Annotated in this window: 15 protein-coding genes and 2 tRNA genes; 11 read left to right on the top strand and 6 right to left on the bottom strand. The window is 54.3% G+C overall.

All coding sequences use genetic code 11. The annotated features are described in order from the left end of the window. Positions 1-76 precede the first annotated feature (76 nt). Positions 77-1,546, bottom strand: a complete 1,470-nt coding sequence (locus tag LQZ21_RS07885; RefSeq protein ID WP_411043736.1) for a class I SAM-dependent rRNA methyltransferase — start codon at positions 1,544-1,546, stop codon at positions 77-79. A 91-nt stretch (positions 1,547-1,637) separates the two neighbouring features. Next, positions 1,638-2,471: a helix-turn-helix domain-containing protein gene (locus LQZ21_RS07880; protein WP_411043735.1), complete on the bottom strand. Its 834-nt coding sequence runs from the start codon at positions 2,469-2,471 to the stop codon at positions 1,638-1,640. A gap of 135 nt (positions 2,472-2,606) precedes the next feature. On the opposite strand from LQZ21_RS07880, the gene xylA reads away from it, so the two are divergent. Next, complete coding sequence (gene xylA, locus LQZ21_RS07875; RefSeq protein WP_411043734.1) at positions 2,607-3,950, top strand: xylose isomerase; 1,344 nt, start codon at positions 2,607-2,609, stop codon at positions 3,948-3,950. 410 nt (positions 3,951-4,360) lie between these two features. Beyond that, the gene (locus LQZ21_RS07870) at positions 4,361-5,365 is read left to right on the top strand and encodes a GGDEF domain-containing protein (RefSeq protein WP_411043733.1); all 1,005 of its coding nucleotides are present in this window, start codon (positions 4,361-4,363) and stop codon (positions 5,363-5,365) included. Between the two features lie 55 nt (positions 5,366-5,420). Here the strand turns inward: LQZ21_RS07870 and LQZ21_RS07865 are convergent, their stop codons facing one another. After that, on the bottom strand, positions 5,421-6,422 hold the full coding sequence (locus LQZ21_RS07865) for a lipoprotein TP_1001-related protein (RefSeq protein WP_411043732.1): 1,002 nt from the start codon (positions 6,420-6,422) through the stop codon (positions 5,421-5,423). Positions 6,423-6,607: 185 nt separating this feature from the next. Here LQZ21_RS07865 and LQZ21_RS07860 point away from each other — a divergent pair. Continuing rightward, positions 6,608-6,682, top strand: a tRNA-Pro gene (locus LQZ21_RS07860). 131 nt (positions 6,683-6,813) lie between these two features. On the opposite strand, the gene LQZ21_RS07855 is transcribed toward LQZ21_RS07860, so the two are convergent. Together LQZ21_RS07855 and LQZ21_RS07850 are read right to left on the bottom strand one after the other, a co-directional pair. After that, positions 6,814-11,070, bottom strand: a complete 4,257-nt coding sequence (locus LQZ21_RS07855; RefSeq protein WP_411043731.1) for a hypothetical protein — start codon at positions 11,068-11,070, stop codon at positions 6,814-6,816. A gap of 372 nt (positions 11,071-11,442) precedes the next feature. Further along, a complete protein-coding gene (locus tag LQZ21_RS07850; protein ID WP_411043730.1) occupies positions 11,443-12,939 on the bottom strand; it encodes a porin family protein in 1,497 nt (498 codons plus the stop codon). Between the two features lie 315 nt (positions 12,940-13,254). On the opposite strand from LQZ21_RS07850, the gene LQZ21_RS07845 reads away from it, so the two are divergent. Beyond that, positions 13,255-13,337: transfer RNA gene (locus LQZ21_RS07845), tRNA-Leu, on the top strand. 188 nt (positions 13,338-13,525) lie between these two features. Next, complete coding sequence (locus tag LQZ21_RS07840; RefSeq protein ID WP_411043729.1) at positions 13,526-14,665, top strand: hypothetical protein; 1,140 nt, start codon at positions 13,526-13,528, stop codon at positions 14,663-14,665. A 200-nt stretch (positions 14,666-14,865) separates the two neighbouring features. Here the strand turns inward: LQZ21_RS07840 and LQZ21_RS07835 are convergent, their stop codons facing one another. Further along, entirely contained in the window at positions 14,866-15,171 is a 306-nt protein-coding gene (locus LQZ21_RS07835) for a hypothetical protein (protein WP_411043728.1), read from the bottom strand. Here LQZ21_RS07835 and LQZ21_RS07830 point away from each other — a divergent pair. The 6 genes from LQZ21_RS07830 to LQZ21_RS07805 all read left to right on the top strand — a co-directional run bounded on the left by LQZ21_RS07830 (position 15,170) and on the right by LQZ21_RS07805 (position 24,533). Continuing rightward, positions 15,170-15,412 carry a hypothetical protein gene (locus LQZ21_RS07830; RefSeq protein WP_411043727.1) on the top strand — a complete coding sequence of 81 codons (243 nt, stop codon included), beginning with the start codon at positions 15,170-15,172 and terminating at the stop codon, positions 15,410-15,412. The genes LQZ21_RS07835 and LQZ21_RS07830 overlap by 2 nt on opposite strands. Before the next feature lie 260 nt (positions 15,413-15,672). Beyond that, positions 15,673-17,715, top strand: a complete 2,043-nt coding sequence (locus LQZ21_RS07825; protein ID WP_411043726.1) for a hypothetical protein — start codon at positions 15,673-15,675, stop codon at positions 17,713-17,715. 89 nt (positions 17,716-17,804) lie between these two features. After that, complete coding sequence (locus LQZ21_RS07820) at positions 17,805-20,327, top strand: beta strand repeat-containing protein (RefSeq protein WP_411043725.1); 2,523 nt, start codon at positions 17,805-17,807, stop codon at positions 20,325-20,327. Between the two features lie 192 nt (positions 20,328-20,519). Beyond that, positions 20,520-21,644 carry a hypothetical protein gene (locus LQZ21_RS07815; protein WP_411043724.1) on the top strand — a complete coding sequence of 375 codons (1,125 nt, stop codon included), beginning with the start codon at positions 20,520-20,522 and terminating at the stop codon, positions 21,642-21,644. A gap of 136 nt (positions 21,645-21,780) precedes the next feature. Beyond that, positions 21,781-23,028 carry a hypothetical protein gene (locus LQZ21_RS07810; protein ID WP_411043723.1) on the top strand — a complete coding sequence of 416 codons (1,248 nt, stop codon included), beginning with the start codon at positions 21,781-21,783 and terminating at the stop codon, positions 23,026-23,028. Positions 23,029-23,177: 149 nt separating this feature from the next. Further along, entirely contained in the window at positions 23,178-24,533 is a 1,356-nt protein-coding gene (locus tag LQZ21_RS07805) for an autotransporter outer membrane beta-barrel domain-containing protein (protein ID WP_411043722.1), read from the top strand. Positions 24,534-24,829 lie beyond the last annotated feature (296 nt).

Raw genomic sequence — 24,829 nt, 5'->3', positions numbered from 1 at the left:
GGCAAGTTATTTCGTTATTGTGTAAGCAATTAGAATAAAATGCATCGCATTTTATTCTTGAACAGTTCCTAGGGGCTTATAAGACCCGGTAGTACCCGCATTTGAGATAGAGGGATTCATCATACCCTACCAGGATGGGATGATCCGGACTTTGGTAACGGAAATCAAGCTGCAGGAGCCGGCGTTCGGCATCGGCGGCGGCCTCGGCAATGAGGGCTTTGAAGGAGCCCTCATCCAGGCTTTGGCTGCAGGAACAACTGACCAGGACCCCTCCGGGGGCAAGGAGCTTTATGGCCCGGAGGTTAATTTCCTTGTATCCCCGGAGGGCCCCTTCCAGGGCGGAATGGGATTTGGCAAAGGCCGGGGGATCCAGGATGATGAGATCAAACCGCTCCTTGGCCCGCTCATAGGAACGGAGGACTTCAAAGATATCCCCCTCCACCGGGGTTATACGGTCCTCTACGCCGTTGAGCCGGGCGTTCTTCATAAGGGTTTCCAAGGCAACCGTGGAAACATCCAGGGCAACCACCTGGGCTTGGCTCCCCCGGACCGCGCCAAACCGGGCGGCGTGGATGCCGAAACCGCCGGTATAGGCGCAGCCGTCCAGGACCCGTCCCCCAACGGCAAAGGCCGCTGCCCGGAGGCGGTTTTCCTTCTGGTCCAGGTAGTGGCCGGTTTTTTGCCCCTCCGCAAGGTGAACGATAAAGGGCAGGTTGTTTTCAAAAATCACGATCCCCTCAGCGGGGAAACTCCCCCGGATGAGCCCTTCCCCGGGGGGGAGGCCCTCGAGTTTCCGGATCCGGGCAGCGGACTTTTCCACCATCCCCTGGGGAAGCCCCAGGGGCCGCCCGGTTCCCGCCGCCGGACCTTGCCCCGGTTCCCCGGCATTTTTCGGGTCCCCTGTATCCGCAGCGGCCGTAAACCGGTCTTCCGGCGGGACATACCTTTCCAGAACCTCCTCCAGGGCAGCGAGGATCTCCTCCCGGCGGCGGTCCATCCCCCAGGCGAGGAATTGTATCGAAAGCCAGGATGCCGGGGGGCCTAAGGCGGCTTCAACCTTTTCAAAGGTCAGGGCTTCCCCCGGTTCCCCGGAAAACCCGGCCCGCAACGGCCCTTCCTCCGTAAGGCCGGCCTCAATTTCCCCCAAGGGCCAGCCCACAAAGCGGTCGACGATGAGGCCGGGAAGAAAATCCGCCTCCCCAAAGATGATCCGGGCCGATTCCCGGCGGAGATCGTATCCCAAAAGCCGCCCGGCCAGGGCCGCCCGAATCCGGCGCTTAAAAAAGCCCTTATCCACCCCTTCCTTGGAGGGGCTGTAGATCCGGGCGACGATCCTGGAACGGGGATTAGCCAAACCCCGGCCCAGGTAGGTCTTATGGCCGCTTTCCACATCGACCAGCTCCCCGGCTTCCAGTTCTTCCAGGGTAATGGGTTTAAACCCTCCGGGAATAGGCGCCAGGACCCGGGCAACTTCGTTATCATAGGCCCAGGGGTGGCCCCCCAGGATACGTTTTTCCTCTCCGGGCTTTAAAATAATCCGTTTCATTATGATACCATAGTTTATTATTGAACCATGAACTACCCGAGCAAAACAAGCGTAGCCCCGGTCTGTTTTTGCTTAGGACCCGCGCGGGTACTTACTCTACCCCCCTGCCGGAAAAGGTCCCGCGATAGTGGCGGGGGGAAAGGCCCGTGCATTTTTTAAAAACCCGGGAAAAATGGAAGGGATTTTCAAACCCAAAATGTTCCGCCACCGAAGCAATGGTAAGGTTGGTATCCACCAGGTATGCCGAAGCCGCCTCGATCTTAAGCCGGATAAAATATTGAAACGGGGACATCCCCAACTTTTTATGGAAAAGCCGGATAAAATGTTCCTCCGAAAGGTTAAGCCGCCGGGCCAGGGACCCTATGTCGATTTTTTCCCGGATCGATTTTTCCATCAACGCCAGCGCCCGTTCCGTGTGGTCCCCCCGGGCGTTCCGGTCCGGGACAATTTCTCCGGACACTGCGGGGGCGGCCCCATACCAGCGGTAGAGTAAGCTCAGTAATAGATATTCCGCGGCCCGCTCCCGGCCGGTATCCCGGGTCAGGTGGTAGAGTTCTTCCACCAAAAACCGTTCCCGGCCCTCAATACCGGTGTTTCGGTAGGCAGCCAGGTCCCGGGCCTCAATCAGGGAGATGAGCTCCCGGTCCGGGGCCGCCGCCGGATCCGGCTCAAAAAGGATGGCGTAATAACTGATGGGCCGCCGCACCGCGTCGGGCAGGATGGAATGGAATTCCCGGGGTTTGGTTAAAAAAAGACGGTTTCCCTGGATGATAAATTTGGAGCGGTTCAGCAGAAAAAGGCCGTTACCCTCAAGAAAAAGGTGCACCTCATAATCCCCGGGATCATGGGTATGGTACCGTCCATGCCAGGCGAGTTTATCCCCCCCCTCCAATTTATAAACATGGACCATGTCTTTTATCCGCATAAAAAAAAATATCAATAATAGATATGATTTGTCAATATTTCCTATGGTTGGTTTCCGCAAAGAGGGGTATCATAGATAACAAACACGGACGGGTCCGGCTGCTTAAAAGAATTCGAAAACCATTGGGAGGTATCTATGGCGGAGTATTATGTGGGGAATAAGGAATATTTCCCCGGTATCGGAAAAATTATCTACGAGGGACCTAAAAGCGATAATCCCTTGGCCTTTAAGTATTATGATGCGGAAAAAAAGGTCGGCAAAAAAAAGATGAAGGATCATCTCCGCTTTGCCATTGCTTATTGGCATAGTTTTTGTGCCGACGGGTCGGATCCCTTTGGGGCGCCCACCCATCCCCATCCCTGGATTGTGGATGCCAAAAGCCCCCTGGAGGCGGCGGAGCATAAACTGAATGCGGCCTTTGAGTTTTTTACCAAACTGGGGGCGGAATTTTACTGTTTCCATGACCGGGACCTCGCCCCGGAGGGGGAAAGCCCCGCGGAAAGTGAAAAAAATCTTTTTGCCCTGGCGGCAAAGGCGAAAAAATTGCAAAAGGCCACGGGGATAAAACTCCTGTGGGGTACGGCAAACCTCTTTAGCCATCCCCGGTTTATGAACGGCGCCGCGACCAACCCGGAATTTTCCGTGGTGGCCCTGGCTGCCGCCCAGGTTAAGGCCGCCATTGATGTTACCATAGAACTAGGCGGCCAGGGCTATACTTTCTGGGGCGGCCGGGAGGGGTACATGAGCCTCCTCAACACGGATCTAAAAAAAGAAAAGGAACATCTGGCGAAATTCTTAGGGGCGGCCCGGGATTATGCCCGCAAGCAGGGCTTTAAGGGGGTTTTTTATATCGAACCCAAACCTATGGAGCCCACCAAACACCAATACGATTACGACGTAGAAACCGTAGCAGGCTTCCTCCGGTATTACGGCCTGGACAAGGATTTCCGGCTTAATATCGAAGCGAACCATGCGGAGTTGGCGGGCCACGACTTTGCCCATGAACTGGAAACCGCCGCTGCCCTGGGGCTTTTTGGGTCGGTGGACGCAAACCGGGGCGAGCCCCGGAACGGCTGGGATACGGATCAATTCCCCACGAGTTACTACGAGACGGCCCTGGCCATGTACGCCATCCTCAAAGTTGGGGGCTTTACCTCGGGGGGACTCAACTTTGACGCTAAAATACGCCGGAATTCGATAGATCCCGCAGACCTCTTTGAAGCCCATATCGGCGGAATGGATACCTTTGCGGTGGGTCTTGAGATTGCCCAGCGGATCATCGATGACGGAAAACTCAGCGCTTTTGTCAAAAAGCGGTACGCCTCCTTTAATTCCGGGGACGGGGCAAAATTTGATAAGGGGGAACTCTCCTTTGAAGATCTGGCCAAACTCGGCTCCAAATACGGAAAGGCGGGAATCACCAGCGGTAAGCAGGAACGGCTTGAGAACATCCTCAATCAGTACCTGCTGGGATTGTAGGACGTGGTGCCGGGTTTCATACCCTTAGAAGCGCGGTAGATCCGCGGGGTATGAAACCCTCCCCACGAATTATTACTCATTTTTCCCTCTTCTTCGCCTTATGCGCCTTCGTGGTCGAATTCTTGTCTCGTCTCTTCTTTGCTCGTGGGAAAGCCCCATAAATTTGAAAACCTTCCAGAATGTATTATATTTAAAAAAACATCCTTAAGGAGAAGGGAATTACTTCTATTTTTTATCGATGGAAGTATTACAATGTTTCGAAAGAGGCCATAGAGGGCTGTCACAAGGGTATCGTTAATCATAATGCCCGGAGCCTGGTACTTATCAGCCTGGCTTCGACGCTTATCGTAATGCTTTTTTCACTTTATCCCCTGCTTATTCAAAAATCAATGTATAAATTTTTAATTTATATGGGCGTTGAGGCATGGGAATTAAGCACCTTTTTCTATGCCCAATGGGTACGGAAGCACAAAAAAGGCGAGGATATTTTTGTATATTCCGGAATTATTATTTTTTTTGCCGGATTGATGTTTTTTGGCATTTATATCGGGATCGTTGACCGGCCGGAATTTCAGGCGATCAATTTTTTAATCTTTTTTATATGTTCCCAGATCATATTTGTGATAGATCCGTTGTGGAATCTTTTAATAAATTTTGTGATCATACTGCTTTTCTCCTCCCTGGCCATAGAGGTTAAGTCCTTTTCTATATGGATCGCCGATTTGATAAACATTGTTGTCGCGGCCATGATCGGCGCGGCCTTTAGCTGGTATATGTCCTATGTGTCTATCCGGGAGATGATAGCCGCCCAGCGCCTGGAGAAGGAACGCAACCGTTTCCGGGAGGAGAGTATCAGGGATGAGTTGACCGGGATCGGGAACCGCCGGGATTTTATGGATACGGTGAATTTTTATATCTCCGTATGCCAGCACATACATCAAACTATCGTTATTATCATGCTGGATGTGGATTACTTTAAACGGTACAATGATTTTTATGGGCATCCCAAGGGCGATGTGGTATTACAGGCCATCGGTAAGGTACTCAAAAAGATCACCGATGAGGAGCGGCTTTATGCCGCCCGGGTCGGCGGGGAGGAATTTATCATCATGGGGACTGAAAACCGGCTGGTCGAAGCGGAACGGATCGCATTAAAAATCAGGCAGGGGATTATCGATCTCAACATTCCCCATGAAAAATCCCCCATAGCCCCCTATATTACCGTAAGTCTGGGGGTTTACCGCATGCGGGGCGGTTCAGAGGATACGGTGGAAGAGTTATACAGCCGGGCGGATTTAGCCCTTTATGATGCAAAGGTCCGGGGCCGGAACAATATCGTGCTTTTTGATTCGGTGGATAAAATCATGCGGCCGATTGAATTACGTCCCCCGGATAAGAGCCCCGCCCGCCGTTAATGGTCTATCCACCGGATACAGGGGAGAAAGAGCATTCGACCACAAGGTAGACCGCTCATTTGGGAACATACACTTCGGGGTTGTTCGGCTTCCCCGGTGACGCCTTACTCGTCGCGGTGATATACCAATCCGCCTTGCTGTTGGTGTCGGGAAGGGCTTCTTTCCGGGAAATGCTTCTGGTGGCGGTGGCGCCCTTACTGACCACCGCGTCCTGGGGGCCCGGTACACCCCCCTCGGTACCGATCCATGCCCCCTGGCTGCTCAGTAATTCCACCACGGTTCCCATAAATTCCTTTTTTGACCATCCCGCATCATCTTCGCAGAGTAAAACTCCGTCCAGGATCTGGTCATCCTGGTCCAGAAAAAACACCGCGCCGGTCTTATGAAGGAGTTTGGCGGCGCCCGGGACCCAGAAATCCCTGGCCGTGGGCAAAGCGTCGGTCCCCCCGGAAGCGGCCAGGTCCGTACCGGTCTCGTTCACAATGCCCTCTTCTATGCTCCGCAGGTGGATCACGATGTACTCATTTCCCCCCACTTCCACCGGGGGAAATTCCCATATGGGCGCATCCATACCGGCGCTTGCCGAAAACAAACGCAGGGCGCCCAGATTTCCGGGGGTTTTGGTTTTTATCTCCACAAATTCGGCCTTGGGCTTTGAATAGTCGGTACGGAGTTCGGTAATGGTAAAGGAAGGGAGCCGGTCATTCCGGGCTCTGAAGGGGATCAACACATCCAGGGTATTCCCCCCCTCATCCTCTACCAATAGATTAGCCGTTATCCGCTCCCCTGCCGCTGCCGGGCGGTTCAGATAGATCTGGACCATCGTACCCCCGGTAACGGATTTAACATCCAGGGTGGGATCAAAAACCATGGATGATACTTCTACGGGCAGAGAAAACTGAAAGTCGATCTCCGCGGGAGAAACCGCTTTATACCCCAGGAATACCGGCGACGAGGCGCGAACGCCCAGGGCCTTTTGTATCGCCGATTCGGTGGAACACGCCCCGCCGCATAAACCCGTCAGGACCAGGCACCATCCTAAAAGCTGTTTTATCATAGATACCTCCACCCTAGTAATGGCATTGTCCTGCGCCTTGCTTTAATAGCATGGTAAAAAAATAAAAAAAATGCGGGATGAATGGCCGGACTGACGATAGGTTTGTGCTGGATTCCTATATTGACATGCTATACCCATTAGTTGTAAGGTATAAACGGAAAATTTCAGTTGAAAGATCCCTTAGCCGGGCAATAGCGCAGTTGGTTTAGCGTACAAGTCTGGGGGACTTGGGGTCCCCGGTTCAAATCCGGGTTGCCCGACTAAGGTATCTTGGCGATGAAATGAGGTTCCTTCCTTCCTTGCATGGCAAGGAAGGAAGGATCTTTTATTTTTACGGGGCGGTTTCAAATGCCCCGCAGGAGCCGGGAACCCCCGCGGGGGTTCCCGGGCTTTAGGGAACTATCTTCCCATCGCTGCCAAAGACGCCGGAGTTGCCGGCATAGGTGAACCGCAGGTAGTTCCCGCTGTTGTTGGTGTTGGTGTTGCCCAGGAGCAGAGCCCGGTTCCCCAACTGGCCGTAGACGGTACGGCGGTCAAACGCCTGGTTCGATTGGGTGTCGCGGCTTACGACATCGATGATCAGATTCGCGGGCAGGATCCCGTTCAGCGTGATCTGGGCGTGGTTGACCGCGGAGGGGGTGGCCAGGAGTTCCACCCGGTTTATGCTCAGCGCCGGCGGGGTTCTCTGCCTTATCGACGGACTGCCGGTGGTTCCCGTATCTCCCCGGATCTCCACGATTCTGGTCTCCGCAACCCGCAGGATGTCGATAGTTCCGCCGCTTATGACGCTTTTCGCATTGTAGTTGCTGACCAGGATATTGCCGCCGCCGCCGGTATTCCCGGTGATGGTTCCGTCGGTCATGAGGAAGTCCGACCATTCCAGCAGGAGGACCCCACCCCCGGTATTCCCGGTGATGGTCCCACCCTCCATGATGAGTTTTCCACTCCTGACACGTATGCCGCCGCCGCTGCTGCTCCCGCTGGCGCTGTTGCCGCTGATGGTCCCGCTCTGTATGAGGATGGTGCCCCCCCCCGCGCCGTCCATCGAAATGCCGCCGGCCATATTGGGCGACCCGGCGCTGTTACCACTGACGGTCCCGCCTCTCAGTTCCAGTATTCCTCCGTTGATTAGTATCCCTCCGGCGTCATCATTGTTTCGTCCCATATTCGTATTGCCGACAATCAGGGCCCCTTTCTCAAGGATAAGGGTTGCCCCCCGGTAGATCTTGATCAGCGGGGCGGTATTGCCCGGCGCACCCCGCAGGGTAATATCCCGCAGGATCAGGGTAATCGGGGACTCTATCGTAATAAGGGGCCTTCCGTTGGTTACGGTTCCCCCCAGGGTCACTTCCCGATGGTTGCCGTCGATGGTAACCGTCCGAGGGCTCGTCGAATTCTGCCGCAGGACTAAACCTTCCTGGAGGAGGCTGTCAGTGCCAAAGGCTACCGTTTCAGTGCCCGGCTTGATCTCCACATACAGGCCGGCCTGCTGGCGGCTGCTGACGAGCTTGTCTATGAGGCTCCTCCCTTTGGGGGCGGCGAAGCCTTCCACCTCCAGGAGATTGGTGTAGATCACCGTGAAAGTTCTCTTTTTGGTGTCCTTCTTGGAGGGACTGTCCAACACATTGGCATCGGTCTCGTTGGGATAGTCAAAAGGACGGGTTCCGTCAAAGATATAGCCCGTGGCCACCTGCAGGGTTATCTCTGCCTGATACTCCTGGTCGGAGATGAAAACGTAGTCCGGGTCCGTCGATATAGCGGAGTCCGGGGGATAGCACGTCCATTTTACGGTGGTCGCGGTTTGATCAATCCCCTCGTGGGTAATAAGGACCTGCGGCTTTTCTCCCTTCACCGGAAGGCTCAGGTAGTTCTTGAGGTCGTAGTCGCTGATGACCACTGGGTCCGTGACCGGGAATTTGATGGTCACGATGTGCCACCGCTTATCCCCGGGATGCCCCGGATCGGCGCCGGAACTTATCCCCCCTGGGTCGACCCCGGGATGGACAAAGCTCTGGCTCCCCTCAAAGGAATACCCCTGGATCGCAGACAAGGTAATCTCCGCGGTATATATCGTGCTGTTCTTGAAGATCCCCGTCGCCGGCGACCATTTCACGCTTCCTATGTATTCCGGGGAGACAAAGGATCGAACCGCGCTCGCCCCCACCTCCGGGGCCGGTATCCACTTGGACATATCCAGGTCCGTCACCGTGGACAGGTTCCCCCCGGTAGTCACCGGAAACTTGATGGTTATCTTACCGCTGTCCGCAGGGTTAGACGGGTTCGGTGTCACCGACCCGTCCTTCCCGGTATGGGTAAAGGCGTCCGCCCCTACCCCGTTAAAGCTGTAACCCGAAGCGGCGGTGAGGGTAACCTCCGCCGTATAGACCGAACTGTCCTGGAAGAGCCCGGTAAGGGCCGTCTTGGAGGGTCCTGAGGTCCAGCTCACCGTCCCCGTATACTGGGGAGTGGAAAAATACAGTGTCGGCGTGCCCCCGGTGACCGGCTTGGGGATCTTGCGGGTCAAATCCAGATCGGTCACCTTGTTCACGCTCCCGGCGGTGGTCATCGGAAACTTGATGGTTATCTTACCTTTGCCCGCAGGGTTAGATGGGTTCGGCGTAAGGGCCCCGTCCCTCCCGGTATGGATAAAGGCGTTCGCCCCCACCCCGGTAAAGCTGTAGCCCGAAGCGGCGGTGAGGGTAACCGTGGCGGTATAGGCTATGTTGGCCTGGAAAATACCGTGGGCCGGGAGCCAGCTTACCGTCCCCGCATACTGCAGCGTAGAAAGGTACAGTGTCGGGGTACCCCCGGTAACCGGCCGGGGGATCTTGCTGCTCAGGTCTATGTCTGTTATTTTCAGTGCGCTCACCTCGGCGGTCGCGGGGAACACAATCGTTACCTTACCGCTGTCCGCAGGGTTAGACGGGTTCGGCGTAAGGGCCCCGTCCTTCCCGGTATGGATAAAGGTGTCCGCCCCCACCCCGGTAAAGGTGTAACCCGAAACGGCGGTGAGGGTAACCGTGGCCGTGTAGGCCGTGTCGCCATCAAAAATATCGGCAAGGGGCGTCGTGGAGGATGGACCGGAGGTCCAGTTTACTACCCCCGTATATTGGGGTCCGGAAAGGTAGAGTACCGGCGTACTTCCCCGGACCGGCGCGGCTATCATGTTGGTCAAGTCCAGGTCCGTCACCGGAACCGCCGTGGTGGTGGTGGTCGCCGGGAACAAAATCATTACCGTACCGCTGTCCGCGGCATTAACCAGGCTCGATGCAGCGGACCCGTCCTTCCCGCTATGGATAAAGGTGTTTGCCCCCACCCCGGTAAAGGTGTAGCCCGGAGCGGCGGCGAGGGTAATCGTGGCCGTATAGGTCGTACTGACCTGGAAGATGCTGTCCGGCGGGTTCCAGGATATCGTTCCCGTATACTGGGAAGCCGCAAGAACCAGCGCCGGCGTACCTCCCGTGACCGGCTTGGGGACCTTGTTGCTCAGGTCCAGGTCCGTCACCGAAACCGCCTTGGTGGTGGTGGTCGCCGGAAATACAATCGTTACCGTGCCGCTATCCGCGGCATTAGTCGGGTTCGGCGTTACCCGCTTGTCCGCTCCCCGGTGGAGAAAGGCATCCGCCGCTATTCCGGTAAAGGTATGTCCGGAAAGGGCGATCAGGGCAAGCTTGGCCGTATAGATCGTACCGGCCTGGAAATTGCCATCCGCCGGGCTCCAGGTTATCGTTCCCATATACTGGGGAGAAGAAATATACAGTTCCGGTATACTGCCCTTGATCGGATTGGGGAGCTTGCTGGTCAGGTCCAGATCCGTCACCGTCACCGCCTTCAGTACGGAGGTTGCCGGGAAGATGATGGTTACCTCCCCCACCTTCTTGGCCGGCGTCAGTTCCTTAAAGGCCAGACTGGTACTGGCACTGGTACCGTCGGTTACGGGGTCACTGCCCAAATGAAAAAACCGCATATCCGCCGGGGGATCAAAGGCATAGCCCGATGCCGCCGTCAGTCGTAACTTGGCCTTATACGCGGTCTGCGACATGAAGTCCCCGGGCTCCATAGGCGAATCATCCGCCTTCGTCCAGGTTACCAGGGCCGTATACTGCCCTGCGCCCGTAATGGTCGATACCGGCGTCGATCCCGCCACGGGGGCCGGTACCCGGTAGGTCAGGTCAAAGTAGTCTACGGGCGCGGCCGAGGCTGCCTTTTTGTAGGAGACCCTGGTTAGGGTCCTCTCGGAGGCGCCTTGATTGTCACCGGGTTGCACTTCCACCACCGTGGGCAGTTCGTAGCGGAAATTCCTCGCCGAAGTAAAACGAAAGCCCTTCATCGCCCGCAGGGTAATATCCGCCCCATACTTTATCCCTGATTCGAAGGAATCGCCCACCGTCATAGGATCCCAGGTATCCGTATTCGGCGTCGTCTCCCGATACCATGTCACATCCACTTCCACGTCCGCCCGGCTCCGTATCGCCCACACCGGGTTCTCTCCTGCCACGGGGATGGGCACATAGGTTTGCAGATTGTAGTCGGTGATGAGAATAATGCCGCTTATCCTATCGTCTCCAAAGCCCTCCCGGGGACGAATGACATCTTCTCCCATATCCAACGGGCAGCCCGCCAACAAGAGGAGAAATACCAAGAACATTGCGCATAAGCCGCCAAGCCGAAGGAAAGAGCATAAACCGCGCCCGCTGGACTTCCCTAATTGTTGATTTTTCCTTTCCGGTTCCGTCAAAAAGGGGGAAAGCCAATTGGTCCCCTTATCCGTAACATCAAGTCCTTGGGTTACTCTATAGCTCACTCTATTTCTCCGATTTATGCTGTCCAACGTTGCTGCCATTATTTTCCCCCCCACTGCTTCTATTGATCATAAATTCAGCGGTTAAAGACAAAATCTTTGTATAAATAAGCTTAAATTTATGCTAAATTTCAAAATAAACTACAAAAATGGGCAGAATTTCGGTTTTTTAGAACCGCGGAAACTTCCCTTCAAATTTCGCGCGGGATGGTTTGGCAGCTACTCCGTGTAGGGGACCAGTGGTTCCTCAGGGGTAAATATAGGTTCTTCGGGATTAAGCACTGGTTCCTCAGGGCTAAACATAGGTTCTTCGGGGTTAAACATAGATTCCTCGGGGTTAAACATAGATTCCTCGGGGTTAAACACGGATTCCTCAGGGTTAAACACGGATTCCTCGGGATTAAGCGCTGGTTCCTCGGGGGTAAGCGCCGCAGGAACTTTCTGCCGGTTCCATAGTCCAAACCGATACCCCAACGTCATACTTATCCGGTTCTGGGTGTATTGAAAAGAAGTGGCCCGCACGATGGTCATGCCCAGGTCCATCTCGTACCGCAGATCGAGAAAGAGTTCTCCGGGACCCAGGGTATAGCCCAGGTCCATTCCAAAGATAATACCGATGGGCAGATTTATCCGGTAGAAATATGAACCTTCCGTATTTTTTATCGGTAAGAGCGGCAGCATAATATACGGCCCAAGGTAAACGGAGGGCCTCCATTGTTCAAAGGTCAGGGGCAATTTTACCAGGAGGGGAACCTGGAAGGACATCACCCTATACAGGTCACTGGTAAAAATTTCCTCACTTCCCCAGTGTTTCAACATAGAGGGCTTGAAGTATTCCAGGTTGAAGGCCGCCTCTGCCTGCACACTTAAGAAACGCAGGATCCTGAGTTCCGCAGCCAAAGCGGTTTCAAGGCCGATACTTTTAACCGCGCCGGATTGATACGTCCCGGTTCCCCGGATTTCATAGGTGTTGAAGGAAGCGCCTCCCCGCAGCCCCAGATACAGCCTTGGGGAAGCAGGGTGTTCACCGTCTCCGCCGGTATCCCCTTCGGCGATGGTTTCTTCCGCCGTTTCCTCCGCCGGTTCCTCCACCGTTTCCGGCGCTATTTCCGGTATTATTTCCACGGTTACTTCCTGCGGTATTTCCACCAGTATTTCCGATGTCATTTCCTGCGGTATTGCTACTATTATTTCCGGCGCTACTGCCGCCGGCTGCGCTATATTGGAGAAGATCCACTTGACTACCGGGGGCAGATAGCCCTCGGCCTCCTCCATATTTTCAAAAACCATTTCATCGGTATACACCAGGGACCCGGTACTACTGACCCACAACCAGAGTTGAAAATGCTCTAATTCGTCGCTGTCAACGTAATATTCCCCGGTAAGGACAAATGGCGAGTTTCCCAGCAGGGACGGATCCGGGGGCTCATCCGGGCGCAAGTTAAGGTATTCGGGGTACTGTTCGGCGGAAAACGGCTGGGGGATATAGCCTGATAGGGCGTTTACTTCCCCGGTGGTCTTGTCCTGTAGTTGGGCGCTTATGGCCAAATCGTCCCCCACAAAGGGCATGATCGCCGCCGAAATATCCCCCGGGGTCGTTTGGGCGTCAGCCCCCCGGGGCAGGAGGGCAAAAAAAATGAACCATGAGCAATGGATGGCAAGCAAAGGAGGAAAATGCAAACCGCGCAAGCCCTTCCTTTTTTTTACCTTCTTCATCCCTCATCCTTTATTAATGCACTGCTTTATATATCAGTCATTTCAGGGGAAAAAACCATGTTTTGGTCTTAATAAAATTAAGGTTATGCAAGATTTTAAAATAAAAAACGGAATTTCTTTATAAATTGACCGCCAAGGCGAAGAAATTTAACCGCGAACTACACGAACCACACGAACAAAGGCGAGAATTCAGGTATAAATTCCGGAATATCGAAGCAAAAGCTCGTGGTTGTTTTAGACTGAGAATTACTGATTAGGCCATGCGATCTATTGACACGAATATGCGGATTGGGCTATCCTTATACTGCAATTAATGCGGCGATGGTGGAATTTGGTAGACACGCCAGCTTGAGGTGCTGGTGCCGAGAGGCATGGAAGTTCAAGTCTTCTTCGCCGCAAAAAAAAAGCTTTATACCCTAATATAAATCGACCACAAAGGCGCAGAAGGAAGAAGAAGAGTTAGGAGAGAGAAATGAGGAGTTAGGAAAATCTCCTAACTCCTCTCTTAATTCCCTTCTTCGCCTTTGTGGTAAATTTTTCTTAAATTCCGTATGCCATTTAATGTTTAGGTGGTATCTTTATAGATATGCCGTCCCAGATTCTGCATACCCTTTTTGGGGAGGATGTGATAGGTGCCATGTACCCTGCCATCCATTCCCGGTTTGGAATAGTAGCCGAAAAGGCCCTGAAAAAGATACAAATAGATTATCAGACCCCCTTTATTCTGGGGTGCCAGGGACCGGATATCTTTTACCATAGCCAGATGACCAGGCCGGTCGCCCTGGAATACGGCGGCTTGCTGCACCGCCGGGGATATGGGATCTTTACCGCGACCCTCCTCAAGATGGCCCTGCCGGACCCTCCTCCGAGTGCGGAGGATATTCGTATGCTCCGGCGGGAAATGGGGATCAACGCCCTGGGGGCCTATGCCCTGGGGTTTATGACCCATGCTTTTTTGGATCGCCTGGCCCATCCCTACATCGTGTATAAATCCGGTTTAGTCTTCCCGGTCCCCACCGAATCCCTGGACCAGGACCAGGTTTCGTCCCTGGGAAAAGCCGCCCATGCCTTTTTTGAGCGGATCCTCGATGTCCTCATGCTGGAGTACCTCCGGGGCCGGCCGGTCTCATCCTGGGATCAGGAGGCGCTGCTGGTTTCTGTCTGCGAGGCCCCGCCGTCGGGGCTCAAAGAACTCCTTGCCCAGGCTCTGATCGCCGCCTTTCCCGAGCGGGCCGGTAGGGATACTAAACTTAAGGAACGCATAGAAAATACCTTCCGTGATTGTACTACCTTTTACCATTATACCGATCCCGGTAAAACCTCTATGAACCATCGGCTCCGGGGAAAGGAAGCTCCTGACTGGATAGGGGAGATTCCGATCCCCTATCTTTATCCTGAAAACCTCCCCAAACACATTGATTATCTTAATTTAGCGCATCGTACCTGGTTTCACCCCGGAACCGGGGATAAGCCCGACTCCCGGTCTGTTCCCGATATCTATGCCGGGGCCGTACAAAGCGCCGCGGACAGTCTTTCGGTCTTTATCGCCCAATACCTTGAAACCGGGATCTTCCCCATAAAAGAAGCCGCCCAGGTAATCGGAAACAGCGGTCTCTCCATCCAGGATGAAAACGGAAAACCCTGCGCCCCGGTCAGGACCAGCCCCCTGCCCCTGGACGAGGTCCTGGCCCACCAGGAAAAACTCCGGGCATCAGCGATTTCCTGATATTTACCGCGTGAAGGGGGAAGAGGATTCGACCACGAAGATTACATAAAAGAGAATTCACCACAAAGGCGAAGAAGGCGAAGAAGGGAAGAAGGGAAGAAGGGAAGAAGGGAAGAAGGGAATTAAGAGCGAAGAGGGTTAACCACGAACTACACGAACACCACGAACGAAGAGGGGAGAGAGGAGATTTTCCTCACTCCTCATTTCTCTCTCCTAACTCTTAATTCTTCTTCCTTCCTTCCTTCCTTCCTTCCTTCCTTCTGCGCCTTCTGCGCCTTCTTCGCCTTTGTGGTTAAATTCTTTATAAGGCCATGGTACCCGGCGTCGGAGGGCGCTTTTTGGGTGAATTTGGCGAGGGGGGCTGAAATTTGACGTTTTTTTGCATTTTTTTTAAAAATTTTTAAAAAAAACGAGATTTTTGGGACTAAACGTGATATAATAATGTGTAGGTAAATAATGGAAAAGGGACCGGCCCAAACCGGCAAAAAATAAAAGGAGGAAGCCATGACAGACCATACTATTTTCTATTCACACCAAACTTCTCCTTCCTCTTTATTTTTCATTTTCAATTCTCCATTTTCAGTTTCTTACCCCCCAGCAAGAACCGTGCCAGGTAGGGACGAAAAAGCAATTTTTGTTAAAAAAAATATTACTTTTTTGTTTTTTTTTATCCTCGGATCAGTATGGGGTTTGAGAGAGGGGTTGTTGTGGCGGTTTGGCCGCCGGGAGTATGGTTATGCCGGTTAATGCCGGGTTATAGATAAGCGGGACTATCTGAATGGTTCGGATAAGTTCCTTGACGGTGTCCTTAAAAAGAGGGCCCCGGGGCAACGGTTTTCTTGGCGGAATGCGCGTTGCCACGGGGATTTGCTAAACGCATCGTAATGATACCCCATCCGGGGCTGATTTTCAATGCGTATAGTCCTCTTTTTATTTGGAAGCGTCCTTCGGGGCGCTTCCGCCATCTGGTTGTTATGACCGGGTGACTATAAATACAGGAGGGCTTTATGTTGAAAAAGAGCCTAATTTTTGGAAGTGCGGTGCTGTTTTTAGCGGCGCTGATCACTCTGACGGGGTGCCCCACATCCGTCGATGACGATAGTAGTTCCGGACTGCAGTATGCGCACCGGATCTACGGATCTGCCGTATCCCCCTATCAAGCCCAGGAGGCGATAGACCGGGCGGTTGCCGCGCGGGAGCCCATCGTCCTGGAGGATGGACTTACCATTGTCGGCCCCGGGCATTTAAACTTTAAAAACGCCCAGGTCAGGATCGATGGGCTGGTAAGGTTTCCTAACGGCACGGTGAGTGTGGTTGACGCCGATGTAGCCTGGGGCGAAACCGGATCTTTCATTCTGATTAATGGCGAATACATTCACCGGCCCGGTCAGAATACCAAGCCTGTTAATGTCGAGGCCCTGGTGGAGTATGCGGAAAGCCTGGAAACCATCATGCCTACCGCCATCAAAGCCGCGGTAAAACGGTTTAAGCTGGGATCCAAACAAAACCACGATTATTCCACCAACCCCAACGGGGTTGACGCCCGGATAAACGCCGAGAAACTCGTTAGGCTCTTCGTGCTTGATGAGCTGGTCATCGACAGCAGCGCCACAAACCCGGGCCCCGGGATCCCCGCCAAGGATAATTTAATCCTCACTGCCCTGGGAACCGTGGATGTTATCGGAACACCCCCTGACAGCGTGATAGTGGGAGGGGGTCCTATTACTTTAGGTACCTGCTCCACCCTGACCACCAGTAAAGGGGGCGTTGTCGTACCCGTACCTGCCGGTACCGCTCCGAACCCGACACTTATCCCCAATATTAACGTGGCTGCGGAGAAGAATTTCATCATCGACCAGGAGACCGCCGGCGCTCTTACCATAGCGGGTAAACTTACCGGGGCGGGAACCCTGGAGGTTTTAGGCGCTGTCGGAGATATTATCATCAGGGGCGGCGACGGCAGCATCAAATTTTCCGGAACAGCCGATCCCGATGTGATTGATATCGCGAGTACCGGCACGGTTACCTTTGATTCTCCTCCTACTGTGGGTGGTTCTGCTCTTAGTCTTAGCGGCGCGGTATCGACCATAGCCGGGGATGTGGTGTTTAACCGCAGCGTCAGCACCAGTGCGGTTTTACAGCTCTTCGGGAATGTTACCCTGGAACACGAGGTGGTGCTTACCCTTGCTAGCGATGAGAATCCTTTGTTCCTGGGGGCGGGTAAAATCATCTCCGTACGGTTTACCCCCCGGGGAGGGGACCCTATTGTCGCGCCAATATTGACCGCCGGTCCCGATACGGTGGAACTAATCCGTTTCAATAACAGTGGTAGTTCGGTAACCTTGACCGCTCCCGGTAACCCAACTAATGCCAACGGGATACCCGCCGCAAAAAGGCTTACCCTGGCTGGTGATGATCTTCGCATAACCGACGGTATCCTGCAGGTAGCCCCGGAGGCTGCCTTGGCGATTAGCGGGGTGACCCTGAGAACGAATACGGATGGTCCTACCCAATTCGGCTACCTGGCCGTGGCCGACGGGGGGTCCCTCATTTCCCCCTCGACTACCACCGGGACCATTAATATAGGGCATACGACGATTACCGGGACTTCCACCCTCAAGGCCAGCGGTGGGACCATTACCCTGGGGAACAACAAGATCGCGGGGAGTGTTTTGGGGGCAACCCTGTCCACAACGGCGGGCGTTCCCACCTTCGGATTGGCCACGGCGGATATCCTCTCCCTGGAGCAGGCGAACCTTAATCTGGCCACCAATGGTATCATTAGTATAGTCGCCGGCAGCCGGGTGATATTAACCGAGCGGGGCAAAATTACCCTGAACAACGGGGAAGGCGGAGTAGAAACCACCCGGTCAAAGATCGGCGACAATATTACCCTGTCCGGGGGCTTTGTGGGCTTAACCTCGCCCACTGCCACGACGACCCAGAATGTCTGGTCCGTGGCCCATCGGGATGTTTCAGCCGCGGATGTGAGCATCGTGGCCGGCGCCGCCGTCACCCTTTCCAAATCCGGTACGACCTTTAACAACTAAGGCCGGAATTCCCAAACATGCAGGGCCAGGCCCGGCAACGCGGGAAACAAATCATCCGGCATAGTTCCGGATACTTTAAGGAGTGTTTTATGTTGAAGAAAAAGATAATTTTCGGCAGTGTTGTCCTGTTACTGGCGGCGCTGTTTGCCCTGACGGGCTGCTCCCAGGCCACGGATAGTGACGGGGGAAGCACCGCCCTTTACAGTGAAAACCACCTGTTCGGCACCGCCGACTATGAGGACGTGGATCGGGCCGTCGCTTCGGCAAAATCAACCGGCCGCTCCGTCGTCCTGACGGATCAACTGAAGATAGTAGGTACCGGCACCTTACCCACGGTCGCCGATTTTGGCGATGTCCCGGTCCGGGTAGAGGGCAGCATAAGGGTAATTGGTGATAATAACAATAGGGTAATTGTTAATGCCGCTCGTTCAACCCTCAGCTTTGCGCAGGATGCCACCATAACCGTAGAGGGTACCGGCACTTTTATCTACAACGGGGATGGGGAACATATTTATACAGCCACCTCTACCGGCGGCTTTAAGGTTAAGTATATGCCTGACCCCCTTATAAACGTCCAGGGAACCGACCGCCATATTGCGGTACCCAGTTTTCAACTTGGTCCGGATTTTAGTAATGTCGCCCCCCATGTTACGCACCTCTACATACTGGACAAGATTACGGTGAACGCGGCATCCAGAGCGCCCGGCGATGGAAATCAGCCAGGTACACCCCGCCTTATCGCGCTGGGGGAGGTGGATCTTACCGAAAATAACTCCACAACGTTTGGCGCAGTGGGTAGCAACTTCACATTTACCGCCGATTCCATCCTGACCAGCAGCGCTCCGGGGAACGTAACCCTGGGCCTGCCGGATCTTGCCGGAGAAATAGAATTAGGCACGGTCAAGGGGACCACCCCCATCACCATCCTGGGACCGGGGGCTGGCGCTGGTAACTCTGTACAGCTTACCATCAACCGGATCGAAGGGCCCGAGACGGTTACGATCAGTGATGCGGCGCAAATTACCGACCTTAGCATCGGCACGGTCGTCGAGTCGGGAAAGGTTGATGTAAGGACTCCGGAGATGGACGCCCTCGGCAGCTTTTTCATCGGTAACAATGCCGGTTCCGTCAGCGTTACCGCCCCCATCTTTGACAGTGCTGTTACCATCTCGGGGCAAAATACCGGTTCCCTCGACATTTCGACCACCGGCTCCTTCACCGGCGGGCTTGGTATCACCAGCCCCAACAGCAAGAATGCCAAGGCCGGGACCATAACCATTACCTCCCCGGATATCGCGGCGCCAGGTATCGTTGTTACTAATAACGAAGGGACCATAAACCTTAATACCGGTAATAGCGGTCAGATCTCTGGTGGTGTTAGGGTTGCGGAGAACAGCGGGGTCCTAAACCTTGGTACCCCGCTGGTTACGAGCCCGATCGCGGTTACCACCAATACCGGGGAGATAAACTTTACCCGGAACTTTGGCGTCAATGTCAGCGGCGCCCCCCTCACCACCCTTGTTGCCAACTTTCTTAAAGTCCCGGCCAATAAGAACGTCATTAACTTCATGGGTTCTACAACCGCCAGTGTCGCCCTTGGTTCCGCTTCGCCTGACGACAGCATTGCCGGATCAGGCAAGATAGTCTTTGGCGGTCCGGCCACCCTTACGGGCGCCACCATAATTGCCTGCGATACGGAATTTACCGCCGGATTAAGCGCCACGGCGCCGGTTCTGGATGGCAATGTTACCCTGGCCTACGAGCAGGGAATTACCCTGGCCACATCCCTAACCCTTGGAGCCGGCAAGCAGATCCTGGTGGGCACTAACCCGGTATTTGCCGCGGGCAGGACTCCGGTAATCATAAATATCACCGGGATTCTGAGGGCGGGCACGGAGCTGCCCGGCGATGCCGATGATCCTGCAACCTTTGTGGGTAACAAGACCTTGGCCCTGAATGCGACAACCAGTATCGGCGGCAATCTCCTGGTACCGGGCGTTCTGCGCCTTGGTACTAATGGTGCTATTACTTCCGGGTCCCTGACCCTGGCGGATGGCGGTATTCTCGCCTTCGCCGCCACCAATGTCGTCACCCTTGGGAATACGACAATAACCGGCTCCGCCGCGGAATCGCGGCTGACCGCCTCCGGCGGCACGGTAACCCTCGGGGCGAATAGTATCTCCGGTAACGGGGCAACCCTCGCGGTGGTTCCCGATATGGGAGACCCGATAATTACGGTAGATCCCACCGGTACTGGTAATAAACTCCTTACCATAGAGGGGGTGAACCTCGACCTGTTGGGCAACGGCTCTTTAGTGATAAAGGGACATGCTAGTGCCAACCGGATCATCCTGGCCAACGGACCAAACCCCGGTAAGCTTACCCTGAGCGATACCACGGCGTTCTCCATAACGAACCTGCACGAAAAAGTCCTTGAATGCGGTCCCGCTGACGCCACCCTCTTCGGAAACGGCGTCGTCCGGGGCGATAACGAAGTGCTCGAAACCACCGTAGGGGACCTTGCCGCGTTACCGGCATCGAGTTTAACCATCATCGGAGCAGCTACAGACGTAGAAATTGCGGCACAGAGTGTTAGTGTGAGAAACCCCTAACCATCCCTTTGGGCAGTCCTGAAAGCGTGAAAAACCTTCAGGACCGTCCTGTTGGGGCGCGGCCCCGACACGGATACAAATGGACGGTCCGGAACCAGAAAAGGTCCGGACAGCCCTTGATTGGTTCTAAAGCGGTTAAAACCGCCAAAGAACAAACCTGATAAAACAGGAACTATAAGTAGGCAGGTTTTTATGAAAAAGAAACTTTTATATGGCATGATCGCCTTGTTAAGCGTATCATTGTTTTTTATCGGCTGCCCCACCGAGGCGGACGATGGGGGGGCACCAGGCTCCCCATTCGACGACTCCGGCGGTAAGCGGCCCAGCCCCGGGGAATCGGCTAAAGCCCTGGCAGCCACCCTGACCTCTCTGGGCATCCCCGTCGTGGACGCGGGTAACGGTAAACTCAGGATTTCCAATGCTACAACCATCACCCAACCCTTTGCCGTTCCCTCCGGTGTGGAACTCACCGTCGTCACCGGGACCACCATTTCCGCCCCCGTTACCGTGGGCAGCGGGGCAACCCTTGTCGTACCCTCAGGTACCATTACCGTGCAGGACGGGACGGGAACCCAGGGAACCATTACCAACGCCGGGACCATTGAAGTGCAAAGTGGTGGTAACTTGAATGTGGCGGCAACCGGAACCCTTAACAACACCGGGACTATTGAAGTGCAAGGTAGTGGTACCTTGACTGGGGCGGCAGACGGAACCATTAACAATACCGGTGCCATTGCAGTAGCGGGTACCTATACCCTGGCCACCGACGTAGAGGGCACCAACAACGGTACGGTTACCGTTGCGAGTACCGGTACCGTTAGCGCTGCCTCAGGCGTCCGTATTGCCGGAACCGGGATAAACATCGTGGACGCCGGCGGTACGGTAATCGCTGATGATATTTCCAGTCCGTCCCTTATCGGTACATCGGGATCGACATTCCAACTTAGCACCACCGCCCCCGTGGGCAAATTCTCCTATGGCAATGGTTTTTTTGCTGTGGAGCAAGGTAACGTAACTCTCGCGGAAGACTATGAGCTTAGGCCAAATTTAACGTTGACCGTAAAGGCTGGTAAATTAATTATCGATTCTGGTGACACCCTGACGTTGAAGAACAGCACTGCGGATAACCCCGTCCTTAGGGGCGTTGCCGGCGCTCAGGTTGAAATTACCGGCACTATTAGCTTCGACCCCAGCACCATTGTTAATTTCTATGACAGACTTACGGGTGCTGTAGTAGGTTCTGTAACTGGTACCTATACCTGGACCAATGATGTCGGTGGGGCGAATGCGGGTAAGGCCGGCTGGCAGGAATATTAACTTTCCTCGCCTGCATGAGCAACTAACACCTAAAACCCGGCTTGTCCGGGTTTTAGGGACCGACAGGCTATCCGGTAATCGGCATGTTAGCCCCTTGCCGGGTATAGCCTTTAACAAAACTTTAAGGAACGTTGTTATGAACAAAAAACTAGTCTATGGAATGATCGCCCTATTAAGTGTATCATTCCTCATTTTGGGCTGCTCTACGGGAACCAGCAATGATAGCAGCACCGTAAATCCTCCTTCGCCTACCCCCCCCGGGACAACGGGGGCCAGCGGCACCAGCGCGCCCACCAAGGCCGAGCTGGCCGCGAACGCGGCCTCCGCGTTGGAGGACGGCACTAGGACCGGGACCGTCACCGTTACCCCGAACCCCGCCGACGGCTCCGTCACCATTGGCGGTAGTGGAACCCTGACGATCGATTCACTCAAAATTGATTCCGGCGTAAAAATCGTGGTGGCGAGCACCGCCACACTTGTAGTGGAGGGAGACATTACCAACGACGGGACTATCGAAGTTGCCGGTACCTACACCCTGGAAGCCGGTGCAACCGTCACCAATAACGGCACGATTACCGTTAATAACGCCGACTTTACGGTGGAGGGAACCATTGCCAACTCTGGGACTATCGAAGTTACCGGCTCTACTGGTACTTACACCCTGGAAGCCGATGCAACCGTCACCAATACCGGCACGATTGTTATTGGATCTGACGCCGGATTTACAGCGGCGGCCGATGGAACCATTAACAACGCCGGGACCATTACAGTGGAGGGTGATTACACCCTGCCCGCCGGCACAAAGGGCACCAATAACGGCACGGTTATCATTGGGCCTGACGCCACCGCTACGATTGGTGCAGACGTCCGCTTTGGCGGAAGCGGGATAGTCATTGTGGAAGGCGGCGGTAAAGTATACTTCGACGGTGCCTCAGACCCCTTTATCGGTAGGGCCACTGACTCCGGTATGATATTCGTGGTACCTACCGACAGCAAGTTTCACTTTAACAACACTTCTTTTATCGTAGAGGGTTCCGTAACACTGAAAAGTGCATTTAACAATGTGGGCGACCAAGTTTTTCTAATAAAGGAAAACAGTACGTTAACTCTCGAAGCAGCGCTGAGCCTGACGGGTAATTTCACTGATGATGATGGCAACTTTGTCAGCTTTGGAGTTGTTGGCGAACTGGGTACTGATATTCCTTCTGCTGCCACGATTACTATTGGTACTGGTGGTAGTATCGTTGTTGCCAGTGCCACCAGTAACTTCTATAACGGTTCAGGTGTCATCACTAATTCTATTAGTTCCACCGCCACCTTTAAATGGGTCGCCGATGCCGATAATGTTTCGACTACTGTGACTCCCGGCTGGAAACAACAATAACTTTCCTCCCGCATGAGCACCCAAAACCCGGCTTGTCCGGGTTTTAAGGGACCGAACCCCGTCCAGTTTGGACGGGCAGGCTATCCGGCAATCGGCATATTAGCCCCTTGCCGGGTGCAGCCTTTAACAAAACTTTAAGGAACGTTGTTATGAACAAAAAACTAGTCTATGGAATGATCGCCCTATTAAGTGTATCATTCCTCATTTTGGGCTGCTCTACGGGAACCAGCAATGATAGCAGCACCGTAAATCCTCCTTCGCCTACCCCCCCCGGGACAACGGGGGCCAGCGGCACCAGCGCGCCCACCAAGGCCGAGCTGGCCGCGAACGCGGCCTCCGCGTTGGAGGACGGCACTAGGACCGGGACCGTCACCGTTACCCCGAACCCCGCCGACGGCTCCGTCACCATTGGCGGTAGTGGAACCCTGACGATCGATTCACTCAAAATTGATTCCGGCGTAAAAATCGTGGTGGCGAGCACCGCCACACTTGTAGTGGAGGGAGACATTACCAACGACGGGACTATCGAAGTTGCCGGTACCTACACCCTGGCCGAGGATGCAACCGTCACCAATAACGGCACGATTACCATTGGAACTGGCGCCGAATTTGAGGTGGAGGGAACCATTGCCAACTCTGGGACTATCGCAGTTACCGGCGTTAGTACCACCTTCACCCTGGCGGCCGGTGCAGCCGCCACCAATACCGGCACGATTGCCATTGGAACTGGCGCCGAATTTAAGTTGACGAAGGAGGACACAGGGGGTGGTACCACGATTCCAGCCGCCTCCTTTACCAACGGCGGGACTATCAATGTTAGTGGCACTGATAGTAAATACACCCTGGAAGACGGTGTAACCGGCATCAATGAAGGCACGGTTACCGTTGGGCCTGGCGCCACCGTTGCTGCTGGTGTAGGCGTCAACTTTACCGGAAATGGGAAAAACATCGTGAGCGCTGGCGGTACGGCAATCGTTAATGGTGTTTCTGCTCCTTTTGTCGGTCCTAGTGGCGGCGGCACTACACCCCATTTCGAACTTACAAGCGGTACGTTCTCCTATAACAACAACGAATATATTCTGGCCGGTGTAGCAACGGTTAAGAACCACGACTCAAGTTTATATGCTGTTCTATATCTTCAAAAAGACATAGACACAACAGACTCAACATACACACAAACCTTGACAATTGCAAGGGGTGGTAAACTGACTATCCAGGCAGGCCAATATATTAGTCTGCGTGGCTCCAGAGATTTCGATTCTACTCCGCTAAAGGGCGATCTTCTTAGTGGAACCGGTGATGCTCCCCAGATTGTTATTGGCGATAATCAGGCTTACTACCGCGATTACTCCACCACTCCTTTCTATCCAAATTTCTATATGAAGAGCGACTATAGCTCTGCGGTAGCGAGTGATGGAGAAATAGAGCCAAAAACCTACATATGGGTAGCCGATAACAATGGTCCGGGTGATAATGGTACAGTTCCCGGTTGGGTGGAGCAATAACCTAACCCTCCCGCATGAGTAAATAACACCTAAAACCCGGCCTGCCCGGGTTTTAACGAGACCAACCCCCTCCCGTCCACCGGACGGGAGGGACCTTTTTACCCGGTACCCGGCCTTTAACCCCGTACCGGTCGCCCCCCGCCCCCAATACGGCTGGAGGCCTCTTACCCCCCGGCACTCCGGCAGTTTAGGCCCGTGCCGGCGAAGCCCGGCGGGGAATTACGCCCCGCTCACGGCTCTGGAATTCCCCGCGGTAACCGACCGGTCACGGGCGGTGGACGCGGACTCTACAGGTT

The sequence above is a fragment of the Treponema sp. TIM-1 genome (assembly GCF_046533115.1).
Classification (GTDB): Bacteria; Spirochaetota; Spirochaetia; order Treponematales; family Breznakiellaceae; genus JAIRMO01.
This window is presented reverse-complemented; position numbering and strand designations above follow the sequence as displayed.